Raw genomic sequence first — 15140 nt, 5'->3', positions numbered from 1 at the left:
GCAGCAACCCGCACTTACCCCAAATACTCAATCACCGACAGCCCACCGTTATAATCGGTGCTGTAGATAATCCCCTGCGCGTCCACAAACACATCACACGACTGGATCACCTGCGGGCGATTTGGTCGTGTATCCATCATCCTCTCAGGCGCCGCCGGAACCAGCGCCCCGGTCTCCACCGGACGATACGGATTCGAGATATCGTACGCGCGCACCCCAGCGTTCTGGTAGGTGGCAAAAATCAGCGTCGAGCTAACAAAGCTACCAGGCCGGTTCTCGTGCAGGTTGTGTGGACCGAAGTGCGCCCCTTTCGCTACGTAATCTCTCTCATCCGGCTGCGGGAAGGTGGCAATACTGACCGGGTTCGACGGCTCGCGGATATCAAAAAGCCAGATGAGCTTCTCACCATCCTCCTGATTGTCGAGTACCGCTTCGTCCAACACCACCAGCAGATCCCGGTCCGGCAACGGCAACGCCGTGTGCGTACCGCCGCCAAACGGCGGACTCCAGTTGCGATGGCTGATCAGCTTCGGCTGGGTTTTGTCTTTCACATCCAGTAGCGTCAGTCCGCCGTCGCGCCAGCTTCCGTAGGCGGTATCGCCGGCGATAATCGCGTGGTGTAGCGCATAGCGCTTACCGTCCGGCCACGTTGGCTTCTCGCCTTCAGCCTGGTTCATGCCCGGCAACCACCAGCGCCCCGCCACCTCTGGCCTGCGCGGATCCGCCAGATCGATGGTGAGAAATATGTAATCGGTAAAACCGTCTATCAGCGCCGAAACATAAGCCCAGCGTCCACCCACATACCAGATGCGGTGAATACCGATACCGTTCAGCGACAAAAAGCCAATTTCACGCGGTTTGTCAGGGGTCGAAATATCAAACACACGCAGCCCGGCGCTCCAGCCTTTGTCCTGCACGTCACTAACGGTCTCCCCCACCTGTCGGGTGTAGTAGACTTTCTCGTCTGCGAAGCGGGCATCGGCAAAGAGATCCCGGGCATTGATCACCAGCAGCAGATCGTCATGCGCCTGCAGGTGGACATTCCAGGTGCCGGGTGGTGCGGGCACATACCCGGCCGCGCGAGGATTTTTGGGATCGCGCACATCCACAATCGAAAAACCCTGCGACACCATATGTCCAATATAGGCAAAGCCACGGTGCACCATCAGCTGCACCCCGTCCGGGCGACCGCCCTGATCGCTATGGCCAATCAGCCGCATATTGCGGCTGTATTCAGGCGTGGGAAGCGTACTCATTTATTTTTGGCTTCGAGCGTAGCAAACCACGGGGCGATGAAGTCCTGGGTCTGGCCCCAGCCTGGAATGATTTTACCAAGCGATGCCACGTTAACTGCCCCAGGCTGCGCCGTCAGCAGCGCCTGAGGGATGGCGGCCGCTTTAAAGTCATAGGTTGCTGGCGTGGTTTCCCCGGCAATCTTGTTGGCAATCAACCGCACGTTGGTAGCACCAATCAGCTTCGGATCCACCGCCACGCTCACTTTCCACGGGCTGCCGGATTCACGCATCAATTGCAGATCCTGGTTGGAGATATCAATGCTATAGAGTTTGATCTCCGTGCGACCGTTCTCTTTCAGGGCTTTGTAGGCTCCCTGACTAAAGGCGTCCCAGGTGCCCCAGATAGCGTCGATCTGCCCTTTCGGGTATTTCGCCAGCACGGCGCCGACTTTGTTGGCGGTGTCGCCCTGCACGTCAGACGAGACCGCGCCAATAGATTCGAGCTCTTTAATGCCTGGATACTGCTTCTGTAATTCCTGGTACGCCGCCTGACGACGCTCCATCGGCGGGAAGCCAGCGACCCACAGCTTAATGATATTGGCTTTGCCGTTAAAATCTTTCGCCAGCTGGCCGAAGGAGAGATGGGTCAGGGAGGCATCATCCTGCTGCGTGACGGTCACGCCCGGGATATCGCCCTTTACGGCGGTGTCGAACACCGACACTTTTATGCCAGCATCTACCGCTTTTTTCACCAGCGCCGTGGAGTACGGGTCACGCCCCTGGGAGAGAATAATGCCGTCATATTTCTGGCTGATGGCCTGGTTAACGAAGTCCTGGAATTTGGCATCGTCACCGTTACTTAAAAAGGTGCTGACTTTGAAGCCGAGCTTTTTCCCTTCCTGAATCGCACCGGAGACAAACTGGGTGGTGTTGTCGTCCGAACCGAGATTACGGATCACCGCGATGCGGATCTGCCCGTCATGGTTAGCAATCGCCGCCGGAACCGGAGCCGGCGTGGCTGCAAAGCCGGGTAAGGCTGCAAGTAATCCCAGTGCCACCAAAGAGCGCGCCATTTTTTTCATTCTGTTATCCCGTTGTGTTGTTGTGAATTATTAGCGTTTTTGTATGTAGGTGATCGCCAGCGCCGCTGCCAGCACCAGCCCTTTTATAATGTCCATGGCGTAATAGGGGACCGAAAGCATCACCAGTCCGTTGGAGAGTACGCCGAGGATCACCGCCCCCACCAGCGTACCCAGTGCGTTGGGTTTACCCGAGCCGGCCAGTGAGAAACCGATCCACGCCGCCGCCACCGCATCCATCAAATAGCCGCTCCCGGCGTTCACCTGTGACGAGCCAATGCGCGAGGCCAGCAGAATACCCCCCAGTCCGGCCAGCAATGAGGCGATGACGTAGGCAGCAACCTTATAGCGGGTCGTACGAATCCCGGATAAACGCGCCGCCTCCGGATTGCCGCCAATGGCGTACATGCGACGGCCGTGGGTCGTGAGTGACAACGCCAGCTGCGCCACCAGGGTCACCACCAGCATGATGATCACGATCGTGGGTACCTGCCCCAGCGCGCCAAAAGCTGCCGGAATCGTCCCTTCCGCCATATCTCCGCTCGGCAGCACCATATTTTCGGTAATCGATCCGCCGTAACTGTATGTCATCGCTACCCCCTGGATCACAAACAGGCTCGCAAGGGTGGCAAGCATGTCCGGAATGCGCAGGATGACGATCAGAAAGGCGTTAAACAGCCCTACCAGCGTACAGAGCGCCAGGGTGATCAGAATCGATTCCGTGGTGCCGAAGCCATGCCAGACAAAGAGCGAAATGACCAGCGCGTTGGCAAGCGAGGCCGTCGAGCCCACCGACAAGTCAAAACCGCCCACGGTCAGGGAGATGGAGACGCCAATGGCAATCACCGTCACAATGGCGATAGATCGTAGGATATTGATAATGTTAAAGGGATCGAGGAAGTTGTCTGATGCGATACCAAATATCGCAATCAAGGCGACAACGGTCAGCAACATGCCCCATTTGTAGAGAAAATCGAATATTTGCTGACGGCCAGACGCCGCCGCATTCACTGAAAGGGCCTTGCTCACGACGCGGTTCCTCCGGTTGAATAGTAAAGTAATGTCTCTTCCCGGGCCTCGGCCCCGGCAATCTCTGCCACGATGCGCCCATCCCATAAGACGCAGATGCGGTCACAAAGCCCGACCAGCTCGGCAAATTCGCCAGAGGCGTAGATCACCCCTTTGCCTTCGCGCGCCAGGCCGTCAATCAGCTGGAAGAGATCGGTTTTGGCTTTCACGTCCACCCCTTTGGTGGGTTCGTCAAAAATGAGCACCTGCGCGTTGCCACGTAACCATTTGCCGATCGCCACCTTCTGCTGGTTGCCACCCGAGAGTCGCCGCAGCACCTGTCCTGGCCCGCGCGCTCGCACACCCACACGGGCGATCACCTCTTCCGCCCAGCGCCATGCCTGACGATGGCCAAACAGACTCCAGCGAGAGAAGGTGTTATCGGCGCTGACCGCCAGGTTCATGCTCACCGGCTCATCGATAAAGATGCCCTCTTTGCGCCGCTCTTCCGGCACCAGCGCCAGCCCGCGCAGGACCGAATCGGCGGGATCGCGGGGGCGCCAGGCCCGGTTATTCAGTTCACCGCGGTCAACCCGGCTTTTACTGGCGCCGAACAGCGCCTTGCAGAGTTCCGTTTTGCCTGCGCCCGCGAGCCCGGCGATACCTAAAATCTCGCCTTTGCGCAGATGCAGAGAGATATCTTTTAGCAGCGCGTCATCATGCAGCCCCTCAATGCGCAGCAAGGTTTCGTCGCTGACGCGCGGGCGCGGAGGCGGGTAAATGTCGCTCAACTCATGGCCGAGCATCTTCTCGACGATCGCTTCGCCGCTCAGGGCCGCCATCGGGCCTGACTCAATCAGCTTGCCGTCACGCAGCACGGTTAAGGTATCGCAAATCGCCTTCAGCTCATGAATGCGGTGGGAGATAAACACCACGCCGATCCCCTGCTGCTGTAAACGGCGCACCACGTTAAAGAGACGCTCGCTTTCATGCGCATCCAGCGGAGCGGTAGGTTCATCCAGGATCAGGAAACGACAGTGATGCGAGAGGGCGCGCGCCAGCAAGATTTGCTGTTTTTCCGCCAGCGTACAGCTGTCGATAGGGCGGCGTACGTCCAGCTGAACATCCAACTGGGCCAGCGCCGCTTCCGCCTGTTGGCGCACACTCCGCCAGCGAAAGCGGTGCCCTGGCTGCGCCAGATGATCGAGCATGATATTTTCAGCAATGCTTAAGCCCGGGATCAGCGCGACATCCACCTCCTGCTGTACCAGATGGATCCCCAGCCGTTTGGCATCCAGGGGTTCGCGAATGGTCACCGCCTGGTTATTAATGCTGATTTCGCCCTCGTAATGGTCGTGGGTGCCGCAAAGCACCGCCATCAGCGTGGACTTCCCCGCACCGTTGGCGCCCGTCAGGGCATGCACAGAGCCGCCCATCAGGGTGAAATCGACACGCGACAGCGCCTGAAAGCCCGCAAAGGCCAGGCTGATGCCACGCATCTCCAGGCGACTTGAAACCATCGGCGTTAAATCCTTCTTTAATATTATGATTTATGGAATTTTTCACAGCTACGGTTGACTGACAACGACGGAAAAGGCATAAGATAAAGCAAAATATTATTAGCCATCCAGATGTCCAGACATAACATCAGGTTAGCATTTCGCAAAAAGGATAACAACATGAGCAACACCGATATTCGCGTCGTTCCGGGTCCGGCCAATTACTTCTCTCACAACGGCAGCCTGCAACGCCTGCACGACTTTTTCACTCCAGAACAGCTCTCCCGGGCGGTCTGGATTTATGGCGAACGTGCCATCGAAGGCGCACGCCCGTTCTTGCCAGAGAGCTTTAACGCTGAGGGGGCAAAGCAGATTCTGTTTAAAGGCCACTGCAGTGAGCGCGACGTTGCAGATCTTGTGAAACAGTCCGGCGACGATCGCAGCGTGGTGATTGGCATTGGCGGCGGTGCGCTGCTGGATACGGTGAAAGCCGTGGCACGACGTCTGGGTCTACCGGTGGTTGCCATTCCCACCATCGCCGCCACCTGTGCCGCCTGGACACCGCTCTCGGTCTGGTACAACGACGCGGGTTCCGCCCTGCACTTTGAGATTTTCGACGACGCCAACTTCCTGGTGCTGGTCGAGCCTGACATTATCCTTCACGCCCCGGCGGAGTATCTGCTGGCGGGCATCGGCGACACGCTGGCGAAATGGTACGAGGCGGTGGTGCTGGCCCCGCAGCCTGAAACCCTGCCGTTAACCGTGCGGCTGGGCATCAACGGCGCCCTGGCGATCCGCGATGTGTTACTGGAAAGCAGCGAACAGGCACTGGCGGACCAGGCGCGCGGTGAGCAGACGCAACGTTTTCGCGATGTGGTTGATGCCATCATTGCGGGTGGTGGGATGGTGGGCGGCCTGGGCGAGCGTTATACCCGCGTCGCAGCAGCGCATGCGGTGCATAACGGGCTGACCGTGCTGCCGCAAACAGACAAATATCTGCACGGCACAAAAGTGGCTTACGGTATTCTGGTGCAAAGCGCCCTGCTCGGCCAGGATGATGTTCTGGCACAGCTGGTGGCGGCCTATCAGCGTTTCAATCTGCCTACCACGCTGCGTGAGCTGGACGTCGATATCAACGATACCGCCGCGCTGGACAAGGTGATCGCCCACACCCTGCGTCCGGTAGAGTCGATTCATTATCTGTCGGTAGCGCTAACCCCTGCGGTTCTGCGCGCGGCGTTTGAGAAGGTCGAATCCTTCCACCGATAGTTGCACAGATTGACTATAACTAATGATGGCTATCACCACTCTCGCAACGAGGTCATCATGCAGATCGATTTAACAGGTAAGAAGGCGCTGGTTACCGGCGCCAGCCGTGGATTGGGTCGTGCCATCGCACTCTCTCTGGCACGCGCCGGCGCCGATGTGGTTATCACATACGAAAAATCCGCCGATAAAGCGCAGGCCGTGGCGGATGAGATTAAGGGGCTGGGTCGGCACAGCGAGGCGATTCAGGCCGACAGCGCCAACGCGCAGGCGATCCAGGAAGCCGTTACTCAGGCAGCACGTTCCCTTGGCGGGCTGGATATCCTGGTCAACAATGCCGGTATTGCGCGCGGCGGCCCGCTGGAATCGATGACCCTGGCGGATATCGACGCCCTGATCAACGTGAATATTCGCGGCGTGGTGATTGCCATCCAGGAAGCCCTTGTCCATATGTCTGAGGGCGGGCGCATTATCAATATCGGCAGTTGCCTGGCAAACCGCGTCGCCCAGCCGGGCATTGCCGTCTATTCAATGACCAAATCTGCGCTCAACTCCCTGACCCGCGGGCTGGCGCGCGATTTAGGGCCACGCGGCATCACCGTGAATCTTGTCCATCCTGGCCCGACAAACAGTGATATGAACCCGGAGCATGGCGAGCAGGCCGCATCGCAGCGCCAGCTCATTGCGCTGGGTCACTATGGCCAACCGGAGGATGTCGCCGCCGCGGTCACCTTCCTGGCAAGCCCTGCCGCCGGGCAGATCTCCGGAACGGGTCTGGACGTGGATGGAGGGTTGAACGCCTGATCGCACAAGTGATGTAAGCCTCTGTCGCCCGACAGAGGCGCTTGCGAGCCGCTTCGACGTTTCACTTTTTGCCGCTTTTTCTGCTCTCTTCCTCGCCTTACGATGCCCCATAAGGGATTCGGAATTTATCTAATAGTCTAATTATTCCCTTATATTTTATGTGGGCGTACAGTGGAGGTACGGATGAAGATTGTCTGGTCTAAAGCGGCACAACGCGCATGCAGAAGAATTGATACCCGTTATCAGGTTCGGATAGAAAATAAACTGGCGAAACTGGATGATCGTTCTGCTCCTCAACCTGACATTCGTAAAATAACAGCGGCAGAGGATCACTTTCGGTTACGCGTTGGTGACTATCGCGTCATCTTTGCGCTTCGCGGAACACCTGATAAGCACTGCTATGTGATTGCCGTAAAGCGTCGTACAACGACCACTTATTTACACGAGGAGAATATGCCCTATGGCTGTTCAACTGATTAAGGACGATGAAGGAAACGCTCAGTACGCAGTTATTCCCTATGACGAATACTTCCGTATGTGCTTACAAATGGCAGAGATCGACGATGAAACCGACGACGATCTGGAAGAAATAGAAATTGAACATGACGGTTATGATGACGTTGAACTGCCCGGAGAGGTATGCAGTATCATGACTTATCAGGATGTCAGTCTGCAGGCCGCCTGGCGTATTCTGCGTGGGTTATCCCAACAGGAGGTGGCCGACAAACTGGGCATCAGCCAGTCTGCCGTCTCACAGCTTGAATCACCTGATTCCCGCCCGCAAAAACGCACCCGCGAAAAACTGGCCGCAATTTATGGCTGCAAACAAGAGCAGATAAGCCTCTACTTTCCGAAAGAGGGTTAACAGCACTTCGCCCCGCCCTTGCCCCCGTAGCGCGCATCCTGGCGATCGCGGAAAAAGGCCTCGTAGGTCATTGGAGTCTGATCGGGATGATTGACGCGCATATGCTCGACGTAGTTGTCGTAGTCCGGGACGCCGATCATCATTTTGGCGGCCTGGCCTAAATATTTACCTGCTTTGGAGAGGGTGTCGAACATGCCATATCTCTTCTGTTAACCCCTCTCCCCGGCGGAGAGAGGGGGAGGTTCGTTTAATGCGCCCCTTTTGCCTGGGTGACGATCTCATCCAGGTTTTCAGGCATCGGCTCATACGGCGTCTCTTTTGCCGTTGGGGTATCCACCTTCAGCGCCGCCAGGGCGGTCTTCAGAGAGAACCACGCCAGAACGACCACGACCACCATAAAGAAGATGGTCAGCCCGGCATCCAGACGATTATTAAACACCAGCTGTGACAGCTGCGACTGGGTGTACTGAGCAGGAATATTACCACTGTCGATCATTGCCTGGAACTTATTGGCAATCGCCAGGAAACCGATCTTCGTATCCGGGCTGAAGGCTTTCTGCCAGCCGGCGGTCAGGGTACAAATCAGCAGCCAGGCGGTCGGCACCAGCGCGACCCAGGCGTAACGCTGACGTTTCATCTTAAACAGGACGACTGCGCAAAGCATCAGCGCCATCCCCGCCAGCATCTGGTTAGCGATACCGAACAGCGGCCACAGCGTGTTAATGCCGCCGAGCGGATCCACCACCCCCTGATGCAGGAAGTAGCCCCACGCCAGTACGCACAGCGCCGTAGCCAGCAGGTTCGCCGGCAGCGAATCGGTGCGCTTCAGGCCGGGTGAGATCACCCCCAGCAGATCCTGCAGCATAAAGCGTGCCGCACGGGTACCCGCGTCCACCGCCGTCAGAATAAACAGCGCTTCAAAGAGAATGGCGAAGTGATACCAGAACGACACATCCATCAGCCCACCCAGCGCACCGTGCAGGATGTAAGCCATCCCCACCGCCAGGGTCGGTGCCCCGCCCGCGCGGGAGATGATGGACTGCTCCCCTACTTCATTAGCGATATGGGTTAAGGTTTCTGGCGTGATCGCAAAGCCCCAGCCGCTTACCACCTGCGCCGCAGAGGCTACCACGTCTGCCGTACCGGCCGGGGCCAGCACCGCCATCGGGCTATTCATCGCGAAGTAGACGCCGGGATCGATAATGCAGGCAGAGACCAGGGCCATAATCGCCACGAAGGACTCCATCAGCATCCCACCGTAGCCGATAAAGCAGGCCTGGTTCTCATTGGCCAGCATCTTCGGTGTGGTACCGGAGGCGATCAGGGCATGGAACCCCGACACCGCCCCGCAGGCGATAGTGATAAACAGGAACGGGAAGAGGTTACCCGTCCATACCGGGCCGGTGCCATCGATAAACTTGGTGAGCGCTGGCATGGTCAGGGTCGGGCGCATAATCAGAATGCCAATCGCCAGCCCAACGATGGTGCCGATTTTCAGGAAGGTCGAGAGATAATCGCGCGGCGCCAGCAGCAGCCACACCGGCAGTACCGCCGCCACGAAACCGTAGCCCACCAGCATCCAGGTCAGCTGTACGCCGGTAAAGTCAAAGTACGGTGCCCAGGTCGGGCTCTCCGCCACCCAGCCACCAGAGATAATGGCGAACACCAGGAAGAACAGACCGATGATCGACACTTCGCCAATACGTCCAGGACGCAGATAGCGAATATAGATCCCCATAAACAGCGCCAGCGGGATGGTGAAGGCGACGGTATACGTTCCCCACGGGCTGTGGGTTAAGGCTTTCACCACGATCATTGCCAGCACCGCCAGAATGATCACCATGATCATAAAGGTGGCGATCAACGCGATCACCCCGGCGGTGGCCCCCATCTCCTCTTTAACCAGCTCACCGAGCGAGCGTCCGTCGCGACGGGTGGAGACGAAGAGCACCATAAAATCCTGCACCGCACCGGCCAGTACCACGCCGGCGAGGATCCAGATCATGCCAGGTAAATACCCCATCTGTGCGGCCAGTACCGGCCCCACCAGCGGCCCCGCCCCGGCGATAGCGGCAAAGTGGTGACCAAACAACACTTTTTTGTCGGTTGGCACATAGTCCAGACCGTCGTTGTGCCGCACCGCAGGCGTCATGCGCGTGCTGTCTACTGAGAGCACATTGCGGGCGATAAACTTGCCATAAAAGCGATAAGCAATCAGATAGATACAGACTGAGGCAACTACAATCCACAGCGCATTTATCTGTTCACCACGGTTGAGGGCGATGTAGCCCAGCGCGAATGCTCCCACTACGGAGAGCATGGCCCAGACGAGGTATTTCCCTGAGTTGTTCATAGTTGATGTCCGTTAGCGTGAAACAGGAGGTGTTACATTTTGTTTCTAGATCACAGGGACATTTTTAACAACTTTGAAACGTAGAAATGGGGGGTAAAACCAGGTATTTACAACACATTGTTAACCCGATCACTTTCGGGTGCAGCAGCCCCCCTCACCCGTAGGATAAGGGGGCAACAATTATCCCAGCACCATGGTGCTTAGCCGACAGGTGCAGCAACGCCGCCCCTGCTCGTCATAGACCACAATCTCCCAGCTCTGGCTGGTGCGCCCCAGATGTAACGGCTGGCACACGCCGCGCACCTTACCCTGCGACACTGCCCGGTGATGCGTGGCATTAAGCTCAGTACCCACCACGCTCTGCCCATCACGGGTCATCAGATAGCCGGCCATTGAGCCAAGCGTCTCCGCCAGCGCAGCCGATGCCCCACCGTGCAGCAAACCAAAGGGTTGATGGGTGCGGGTATCTACCGGCATTTCAGCTTCCAGCGTCTCATCACCGATGCGGGTATAGAGGATGCCGAGGTGGGCCACCATCGTGTTCTGGCTGGTGGCATTCAGCGCGTCGAGTGATAAGTGACGTTTCCAGATCATTCAGGCCCCCAGGGTTGAACCGCCATCCACCACAATATCCTGCAGGGTGATATGGCTGGCGGCATCGGAGGCCAGGAATAATACGGTGCTGGCAATCTCCTGCGGACGGGCGATTTTGCCCAGCGGAATACCCAGCTTAAACTGCTCGCCAAAGCCGCGGATGCGCTGCTGCTCGGCATCATCGCTCACCCAAAGGGTGCGCTGCATATCGGTGTCCGTTGACCCCGGTGAGACCAGATTACACCGCACGCCGCTGCTCGCCAGCTCCAGCCCGACGGTCAGCGCCAGGCTTTTTAACGCCGCTTTCGAGGCACCATAGGCGCTCATGCCGATACGGGGGGTATGTGCCGCATCCGAAGCCACGGTGACTATCGCCCCACCCTGCTGACGACGAAACTGGCCCATCGTCTGCTGAAACAGGTTAAACGCACCGCCGACGTTCACCGCGAACGTCTCTTGCCACGCCTCTTGCGTGAGGGCATCGGTGGCCCCCATGCGCAGAATACCGGCCGCGTTGACCAGCACATCAAGGCGGTTCTGAGCGGCAAGGAGGGGAGCACAGACCGTGCTCACCTGGGCGGCATCCGCCACGTTCAGCACTTCAGTGGCAAAGGGGTAATCCTGCGCCGGAAACGCCAGGTCAAAGCCGGTTACGTTCGCCCCCGCCTCAACGAAGGCCAGCGCCGTCGCATAGCCAATCCCCTTACCCGCCCCCGTCACCCAGACGGTTTTGCCGGTAAAATCGAATCCGGCCATTACTTCACCTCGCGGGAGAGCAGCGCCCACCAGGCGTCGAGGGTCGGATTTTTCGCCAGCATCACGAAGTCGATATCACTGTGTACTTTGCGCCAGCGGGCAGCCAGCGCCATCATGCGTACGGAATCGAGGCCGTAATCGATCAGGTTTTCGTCATCCATCGGCTCGTCGGATTCGTCCAGCAGCGGCAGGATCACTTCGCGCAGCGCTGCCTTTGATGCCGGAATAGAGGGCAGCAGTTCATCGGTCATCACCACGCGGCCGGAGCGACCCGCCACGTACTTAAGTGACATCAGGTGCTCGTCACGGGTAAAGTCAGCCAGCGCATCGGCGACGAAGAAAGGCTTAATGTCTCGCATGAAAGCGTCGGTGGCGGTGGTCATGCAGCCAATGTGCGCATAGACACCGGTAATGATCAGTTGGTTACGGCCAGTATCTTTCAACATCTGCTCCAGCGGGGAGCGATGGAAGGCGCTATAACGCCACTTGACCAGCACGGTATCCGCTTCGTCCGGCGTCAGCCCGGCCACAATGCGCTGTTGCTCCGGGGAGCGGGTCAGCCCCGGCCCCCACATATCGTTCAGCAGGGCACGGTCTTCATCGCTCTGCTCTTTCGGCTGGGCGGTGTAATAGACCGGAATGTTGTGGGCTTTGCAGAAGTCACGAAGGCGAGCAATATTTGCCACGACCTGCTGCATCATCGCGCTGTTTTCGCCCCAGAAATTGAGGAAATACTCCTGCATATCATGGATTAGCAGCGCGGCGCGTTCGGGTTCAAACGCCCAGTTCACTTTGTTATCAGGCAGATCTGCCACGGTCGGCAGCGCGTAAGCGGTTAATTTTGGAATGGCCATCTTCTGTTCCTCAGCCCTGGGCGCGTTCAGCCAGCCACAGGCGCAACTGTTTCTTGTCTACTTTTCCCACCGGCGTCAGCGGCAGCGCATCCACGCTCTCGACGCGATCCGGCAGCTTAAATTCTGCGACGCCCTGTTCACGCAGGAAGCGGCGAACCTCTACGGCACGCAAGGGCTGTTTCACCACCAGATACGCGCAGCTCTTCTCGCCCAGCAGGCTATCTTCCATGCTGACCAGTGCCGCATGGATCACCGCCTCGTGGCGTAATAGCAGGTTCTCAATCTCTTCTGCGGCAATCTTTTCGCCGCCGCGGTTGATCTGATCTTTCTCACGCCCCTGAACGGTGATATAGCCCTGCTCGTCGATTGCGATCAGGTCGCCGGAACAGTAAAAACCGTTGGCATCGAAGGCGCTGGCGTTGTGTTCCGGGCTTTTGTAATAGCCACGGAAGGTATAGGGCCCGCGGGTCATCAGGCGCCCCACTTCCCCACGCGGCAGCGGATTGCCGTTTTCATCGGCCACCCAGACTTCGTCGTCCGGACACATCGGGCGGCCCTGGGTATTCATGATCTTCTCCGGCGCGTCGTCGAGCGCGGTGTAATTCACCAGCCCTTCCGCCATACCAAATACCTGCTGCAGCTGGCAGCCGATCTCAGCAGGAATGCGTGCGGCGAGGGTCGCAGAGAGCCGTGCGCCGCCAACCTGCAACAGCGTGAGAGAGGCGAGCTGGCTTTTATCTGCCCCATCGGCAATGGCCTGTAACCACAGGCTAACCGCCGGCGGCACCAGCGAGGCCATGTTCAGCTGATGCTGAGCAATCAGCGGGAAGCAGTGGGTGGCGCTGGGATCGTGCGCCAGCGCGACACAACCGCCCGCCATAAACACTCCCAGCGAACCCGGCGAGCTCATCGCAAAGTTATGGGCGGCAGGCAGCGCGTTCAGATAGCGTGTGTCGGCAGTGATAGCGCAAATCTCGTTGCTGCGCAGAATGCTGTAGTAGTAGTCGTTATGGGTGCGGGGGATCAGCTTCGGCGTACCGGTACTGCCGCCCGATAGCTGGAAGAAAGCCACCTCATCGGCCGGGGTCGGCGAGGCGATAAAGTGAGGATCCTGGCGGGTCATCGCCGTCTCCAGCGCGTGTTCACCGTTATCACCACGCAGCATGACTACGCGCACCGAACGGTGCTCATCGACGAAGGTGTTAAGGAAATCATCGCCGGTAAACAGGGCATGCCCGCGATCGGCAATCAGCACCACCGGTTCGATCTGGCTGGCGTAGGCATTAAGCTCGCTGCGCTGATGGCTGAAAAGCGCATTAACCGGCGCCACGCCCAACTGCAGCAGCGCAAAGAAAGTGATGTAGAACTCGGCCACGTTGCCCAGTTGTACCAGCGCCGTCTCACCGCGCTTGATGCCCTGCGCCTGTAGCGAAGCGGCCAGATTGTTCACCGCCTGGTGGAACTGGCGATAGCTGTACTGGCGGTCACCGTCGATGATGGCCGTCGCGTCGCTGCTGGCGTGGCGGGTCAGAATGTCAGTCAGCGGCAGATCCTGCCAGTAACCTTTTTCGCGATAGCGCCGGGCAAAATCCTCAGGCCAACGGGTAAAGGGAATGGTCATGATTGTTCCTTAGTGCAAACCAAAAACGTTCAGCATGGTGGAGAGTTTGACGCCGGTTTCGCGCCATTCACCGACCGGAGAGGAGGCCGGCACAATGCCCGCGCCGGCGAACAGTCGCACGGTGTTCGCCTGCAGGCGTGCGCAGCGGATAGTGACCACCCACTCGCCGTTGCCTTCGCTGTCGCACCAGCCAACAATGCCGCCAAACAGCTCGCGGTCGAAGGGCTCCAGTTCGGCAATCAGGGCTTTCGCGGCCAGATGTGGGAAGCCACTCAGCGCCGGCGTCGGGTGCAGTAAACAGGCCAGCGTCAGGGCGTTTTCATCGGCACGCGCCTCGCCCTCTACCGGCGTTGCCAGGTGCCATAGTGTTGGGGTGGTGATCAATTGCGGCGAGGCGGGCATGGTCAGCTGATGGCTACGGGTTTCCAGGACGCTTTTCATCGCCTGGGTCACCAGGTCGTGCTCGTGACGGTCTTTCTGAGAGGCCAGCAGCTTGTTACCCGCTTCGCGGTCGAGCATGTCATCGGGCTGACGACGCGCCGATCCCGCCAGCGGCAGGGAGCTGAAATGGCTGCCCTCTTTGCGCAGTAACAATTCAGGGCTGGCACCCAACAGTACGCCGCCATCTTCCAGGGGGACGTGGAAGTTAAAGCTCGCCGGGTTCTGCGCAATCAGACGCTCCAGCAGCGCGCCGCTGTCGATCTGCTCCTCGGTGACGATATCAATCAGTCGCGACAGCACCACCTTGTTGACGCGAGGCGTCGCGGTCAGCGCGGCGGCACGGGCAACCATCTCTTCGAACACCGGCTGGCCGGGGATCTCGCTGCGCTGGGCGACGGTCAGCGTCTGCGTTGGGCTGGCATAGCGCGCAGCCTGCTGACGTGCCGGACGGGCAAAGCTCTGCCAGCGTTGCGGAATAAACAGTGAAGAGGGTTTACGGGTATCAAAGGGGATCGCGCCTACCATGATGGGGTTCGCGATGCCGCTGGCTTTCGCCTGCGCAAAGGCCTGCGCCAGTTTTTGCTGGAAAGCGCTCGAGAGATGTTCGCCATTTTCAGCGGGTTCGTTGAAGCGGGCAAAACAGCCGGACGTGGTAAAGCTGCGATAAGGCGACATAAAGAAGAAACTGTCTGATTGCAGCGTGGCCGGGTTCTGTTGGACTTCCTCGGCCAATGACGTATCCATATCATCCTCCTGAAATGATAA

At 58.5% G+C, this 15140-nt stretch carries 15 protein-coding genes; 4 read left to right on the top strand and 11 right to left on the bottom strand.

Features of this window, described 5'->3' with window-relative positions; genetic code table 11:
• Positions 1-14 precede the first annotated feature (14 nt).
• From WFN75_RS01815 to WFN75_RS01800, 4 genes are read right to left on the bottom strand one after another with little or no spacing between them, the layout of a single operon-like run.
• On the bottom strand, positions 15-1256 hold the full coding sequence (locus tag WFN75_RS01815; protein ID WP_286809713.1) for an LVIVD repeat-containing protein: 1242 nt from the start codon (positions 1254-1256) through the stop codon (positions 15-17).
• Positions 1253-2317, bottom strand: coding sequence for a sugar ABC transporter substrate-binding protein (locus WFN75_RS01810; protein WP_040076607.1), 1065 nt, complete (start codon positions 2315-2317; stop codon positions 1253-1255). The genes WFN75_RS01815 and WFN75_RS01810 overlap by 4 nt, the downstream gene beginning before the upstream one ends.
• Positions 2318-2347: 30 nt before the next feature.
• Positions 2348-3343 (bottom strand): ABC transporter permease, encoded by a 996-nt coding sequence (locus WFN75_RS01805; RefSeq protein WP_212476886.1) that lies wholly within the window; start codon positions 3341-3343, stop codon positions 2348-2350.
• Positions 3340-4842 (bottom strand): sugar ABC transporter ATP-binding protein, encoded by a 1503-nt coding sequence (locus WFN75_RS01800; RefSeq protein WP_336995537.1) that lies wholly within the window; start codon positions 4840-4842, stop codon positions 3340-3342. Before WFN75_RS01800 ends, WFN75_RS01805 begins: the two co-directional genes overlap by 4 nt.
• Positions 4843-5001: 159 nt before the next feature.
• Between WFN75_RS01800 and WFN75_RS01795 the strand changes: the two genes are divergently transcribed.
• From WFN75_RS01795 to WFN75_RS01780, 4 genes are all read left to right on the top strand, one after another.
• Complete coding sequence (locus WFN75_RS01795; RefSeq protein WP_046884318.1) at positions 5002-6090, top strand: oxidoreductase; 1089 nt, start codon at positions 5002-5004, stop codon at positions 6088-6090.
• A gap of 57 nt (positions 6091-6147) precedes the next feature.
• Positions 6148-6891 (top strand): SDR family NAD(P)-dependent oxidoreductase, encoded by a 744-nt coding sequence (locus tag WFN75_RS01790; protein WP_288821168.1) that lies wholly within the window; start codon positions 6148-6150, stop codon positions 6889-6891.
• Between the two features lie 183 nt (positions 6892-7074).
• Positions 7075-7371 (top strand): type II toxin-antitoxin system RelE family toxin, encoded by a 297-nt coding sequence (locus WFN75_RS01785; protein ID WP_336995536.1) that lies wholly within the window; start codon positions 7075-7077, stop codon positions 7369-7371.
• Positions 7352-7756, top strand: coding sequence for a helix-turn-helix domain-containing protein (locus WFN75_RS01780; RefSeq protein ID WP_040076612.1), 405 nt, complete (start codon positions 7352-7354; stop codon positions 7754-7756). The genes WFN75_RS01785 and WFN75_RS01780 overlap by 20 nt, the downstream gene beginning before the upstream one ends.
• On the opposite strand, the gene WFN75_RS01775 is transcribed toward WFN75_RS01780, so the two are convergent.
• The 7 genes from WFN75_RS01775 to entC all read right to left on the bottom strand — a co-directional run bounded on the left by WFN75_RS01775 (position 7753) and on the right by entC (position 15119).
• Positions 7753-7950: a YbdD/YjiX family protein gene (locus WFN75_RS01775; protein ID WP_014169079.1), complete on the bottom strand. Its 198-nt coding sequence runs from the start codon at positions 7948-7950 to the stop codon at positions 7753-7755. The genes WFN75_RS01780 and WFN75_RS01775 overlap by 4 nt on opposite strands.
• Positions 7951-8003: 53 nt before the next feature.
• Positions 8004-10109, bottom strand: coding sequence for a pyruvate/proton symporter CstA (gene cstA, locus WFN75_RS01770; protein ID WP_046884322.1), 2106 nt, complete (start codon positions 10107-10109; stop codon positions 8004-8006).
• 180 nt (positions 10110-10289) lie between these two features.
• A complete protein-coding gene (gene entH, locus WFN75_RS01765) occupies positions 10290-10703 on the bottom strand; it encodes a proofreading thioesterase EntH (protein WP_046884323.1) in 414 nt (137 codons plus the stop codon).
• A complete protein-coding gene (entA, locus tag WFN75_RS01760; RefSeq protein WP_212476893.1) occupies positions 10704-11459 on the bottom strand; it encodes a 2,3-dihydro-2,3-dihydroxybenzoate dehydrogenase EntA in 756 nt (251 codons plus the stop codon). It abuts the gene before it with no gap.
• A complete protein-coding gene (locus WFN75_RS01755) occupies positions 11459-12313 on the bottom strand; it encodes an isochorismatase (protein WP_207293195.1) in 855 nt (284 codons plus the stop codon). Before WFN75_RS01755 ends, entA begins: the two co-directional genes overlap by 1 nt.
• Positions 12314-12323: 10 nt before the next feature.
• Positions 12324-13934, bottom strand: coding sequence for a (2,3-dihydroxybenzoyl)adenylate synthase EntE (gene entE / locus WFN75_RS01750; RefSeq protein WP_336995535.1), 1611 nt, complete (start codon positions 13932-13934; stop codon positions 12324-12326).
• Between the two features lie 9 nt (positions 13935-13943).
• On the bottom strand, positions 13944-15119 hold the full coding sequence (gene entC / locus WFN75_RS01745) for an isochorismate synthase EntC (protein ID WP_040076618.1): 1176 nt from the start codon (positions 15117-15119) through the stop codon (positions 13944-13946).
• Positions 15120-15140: the final 21 nt, after the last annotated feature.

It is taken from the genome of Leclercia sp. UBA7405 (assembly GCF_037152215.1).
GTDB classification, from domain to species: domain Bacteria; phylum Pseudomonadota; class Gammaproteobacteria; order Enterobacterales; family Enterobacteriaceae; genus Enterobacter; species Enterobacter pneumoniae.
Note: the sequence above shows the minus strand (reverse complement) of the source record. Positions and strands in the feature narration are given on the sequence as shown.

Coding starts and splice junctions, on each gene's coding strand:
- WFN75_RS01815 (WP_286809713.1), bottom strand. CDS start 1,256: ATGAGTACGCTTCCCACGCCTGAATACAGCCGCAATATGCGGCTGATT.
- WFN75_RS01810 (WP_040076607.1), bottom strand. CDS start 2,317: ATGAAAAAAATGGCGCGCTCTTTGGTGGCACTGGGATTACTTGCAGCC.
- WFN75_RS01800 (WP_336995537.1), bottom strand. CDS start 4,842: ATGGTTTCAAGTCGCCTGGAGATGCGTGGCATCAGCCTGGCCTTTGCG.
- WFN75_RS01795 (WP_046884318.1), top strand. CDS start 5,002: ATGAGCAACACCGATATTCGCGTCGTTCCGGGTCCGGCCAATTACTTC.
- WFN75_RS01790 (WP_288821168.1), top strand. CDS start 6,148: ATGCAGATCGATTTAACAGGTAAGAAGGCGCTGGTTACCGGCGCCAGC.
- WFN75_RS01785 (WP_336995536.1), top strand. CDS start 7,075: ATGAAGATTGTCTGGTCTAAAGCGGCACAACGCGCATGCAGAAGAATT.
- WFN75_RS01780 (WP_040076612.1), top strand. CDS start 7,352: ATGGCTGTTCAACTGATTAAGGACGATGAAGGAAACGCTCAGTACGCA.
- WFN75_RS01775 (WP_014169079.1), bottom strand. CDS start 7,950: ATGTTCGACACCCTCTCCAAAGCAGGTAAATATTTAGGCCAGGCCGCC.
- cstA (WP_046884322.1), bottom strand. CDS start 10,109: ATGAACAACTCAGGGAAATACCTCGTCTGGGCCATGCTCTCCGTAGTG.
- entH (WP_046884323.1), bottom strand. CDS start 10,703: ATGATCTGGAAACGTCACTTATCACTCGACGCGCTGAATGCCACCAGC.
- entA (WP_212476893.1), bottom strand. CDS start 11,459: ATGGCCGGATTCGATTTTACCGGCAAAACCGTCTGGGTGACGGGGGCG.
- WFN75_RS01755 (WP_207293195.1), bottom strand. CDS start 12,313: ATGGCCATTCCAAAATTAACCGCTTACGCGCTGCCGACCGTGGCAGAT.
- entE (WP_336995535.1), bottom strand. CDS start 13,934: ATGACCATTCCCTTTACCCGTTGGCCTGAGGATTTTGCCCGGCGCTAT.
- entC (WP_040076618.1), bottom strand. CDS start 15,119: ATGGATACGTCATTGGCCGAGGAAGTCCAACAGAACCCGGCCACGCTG.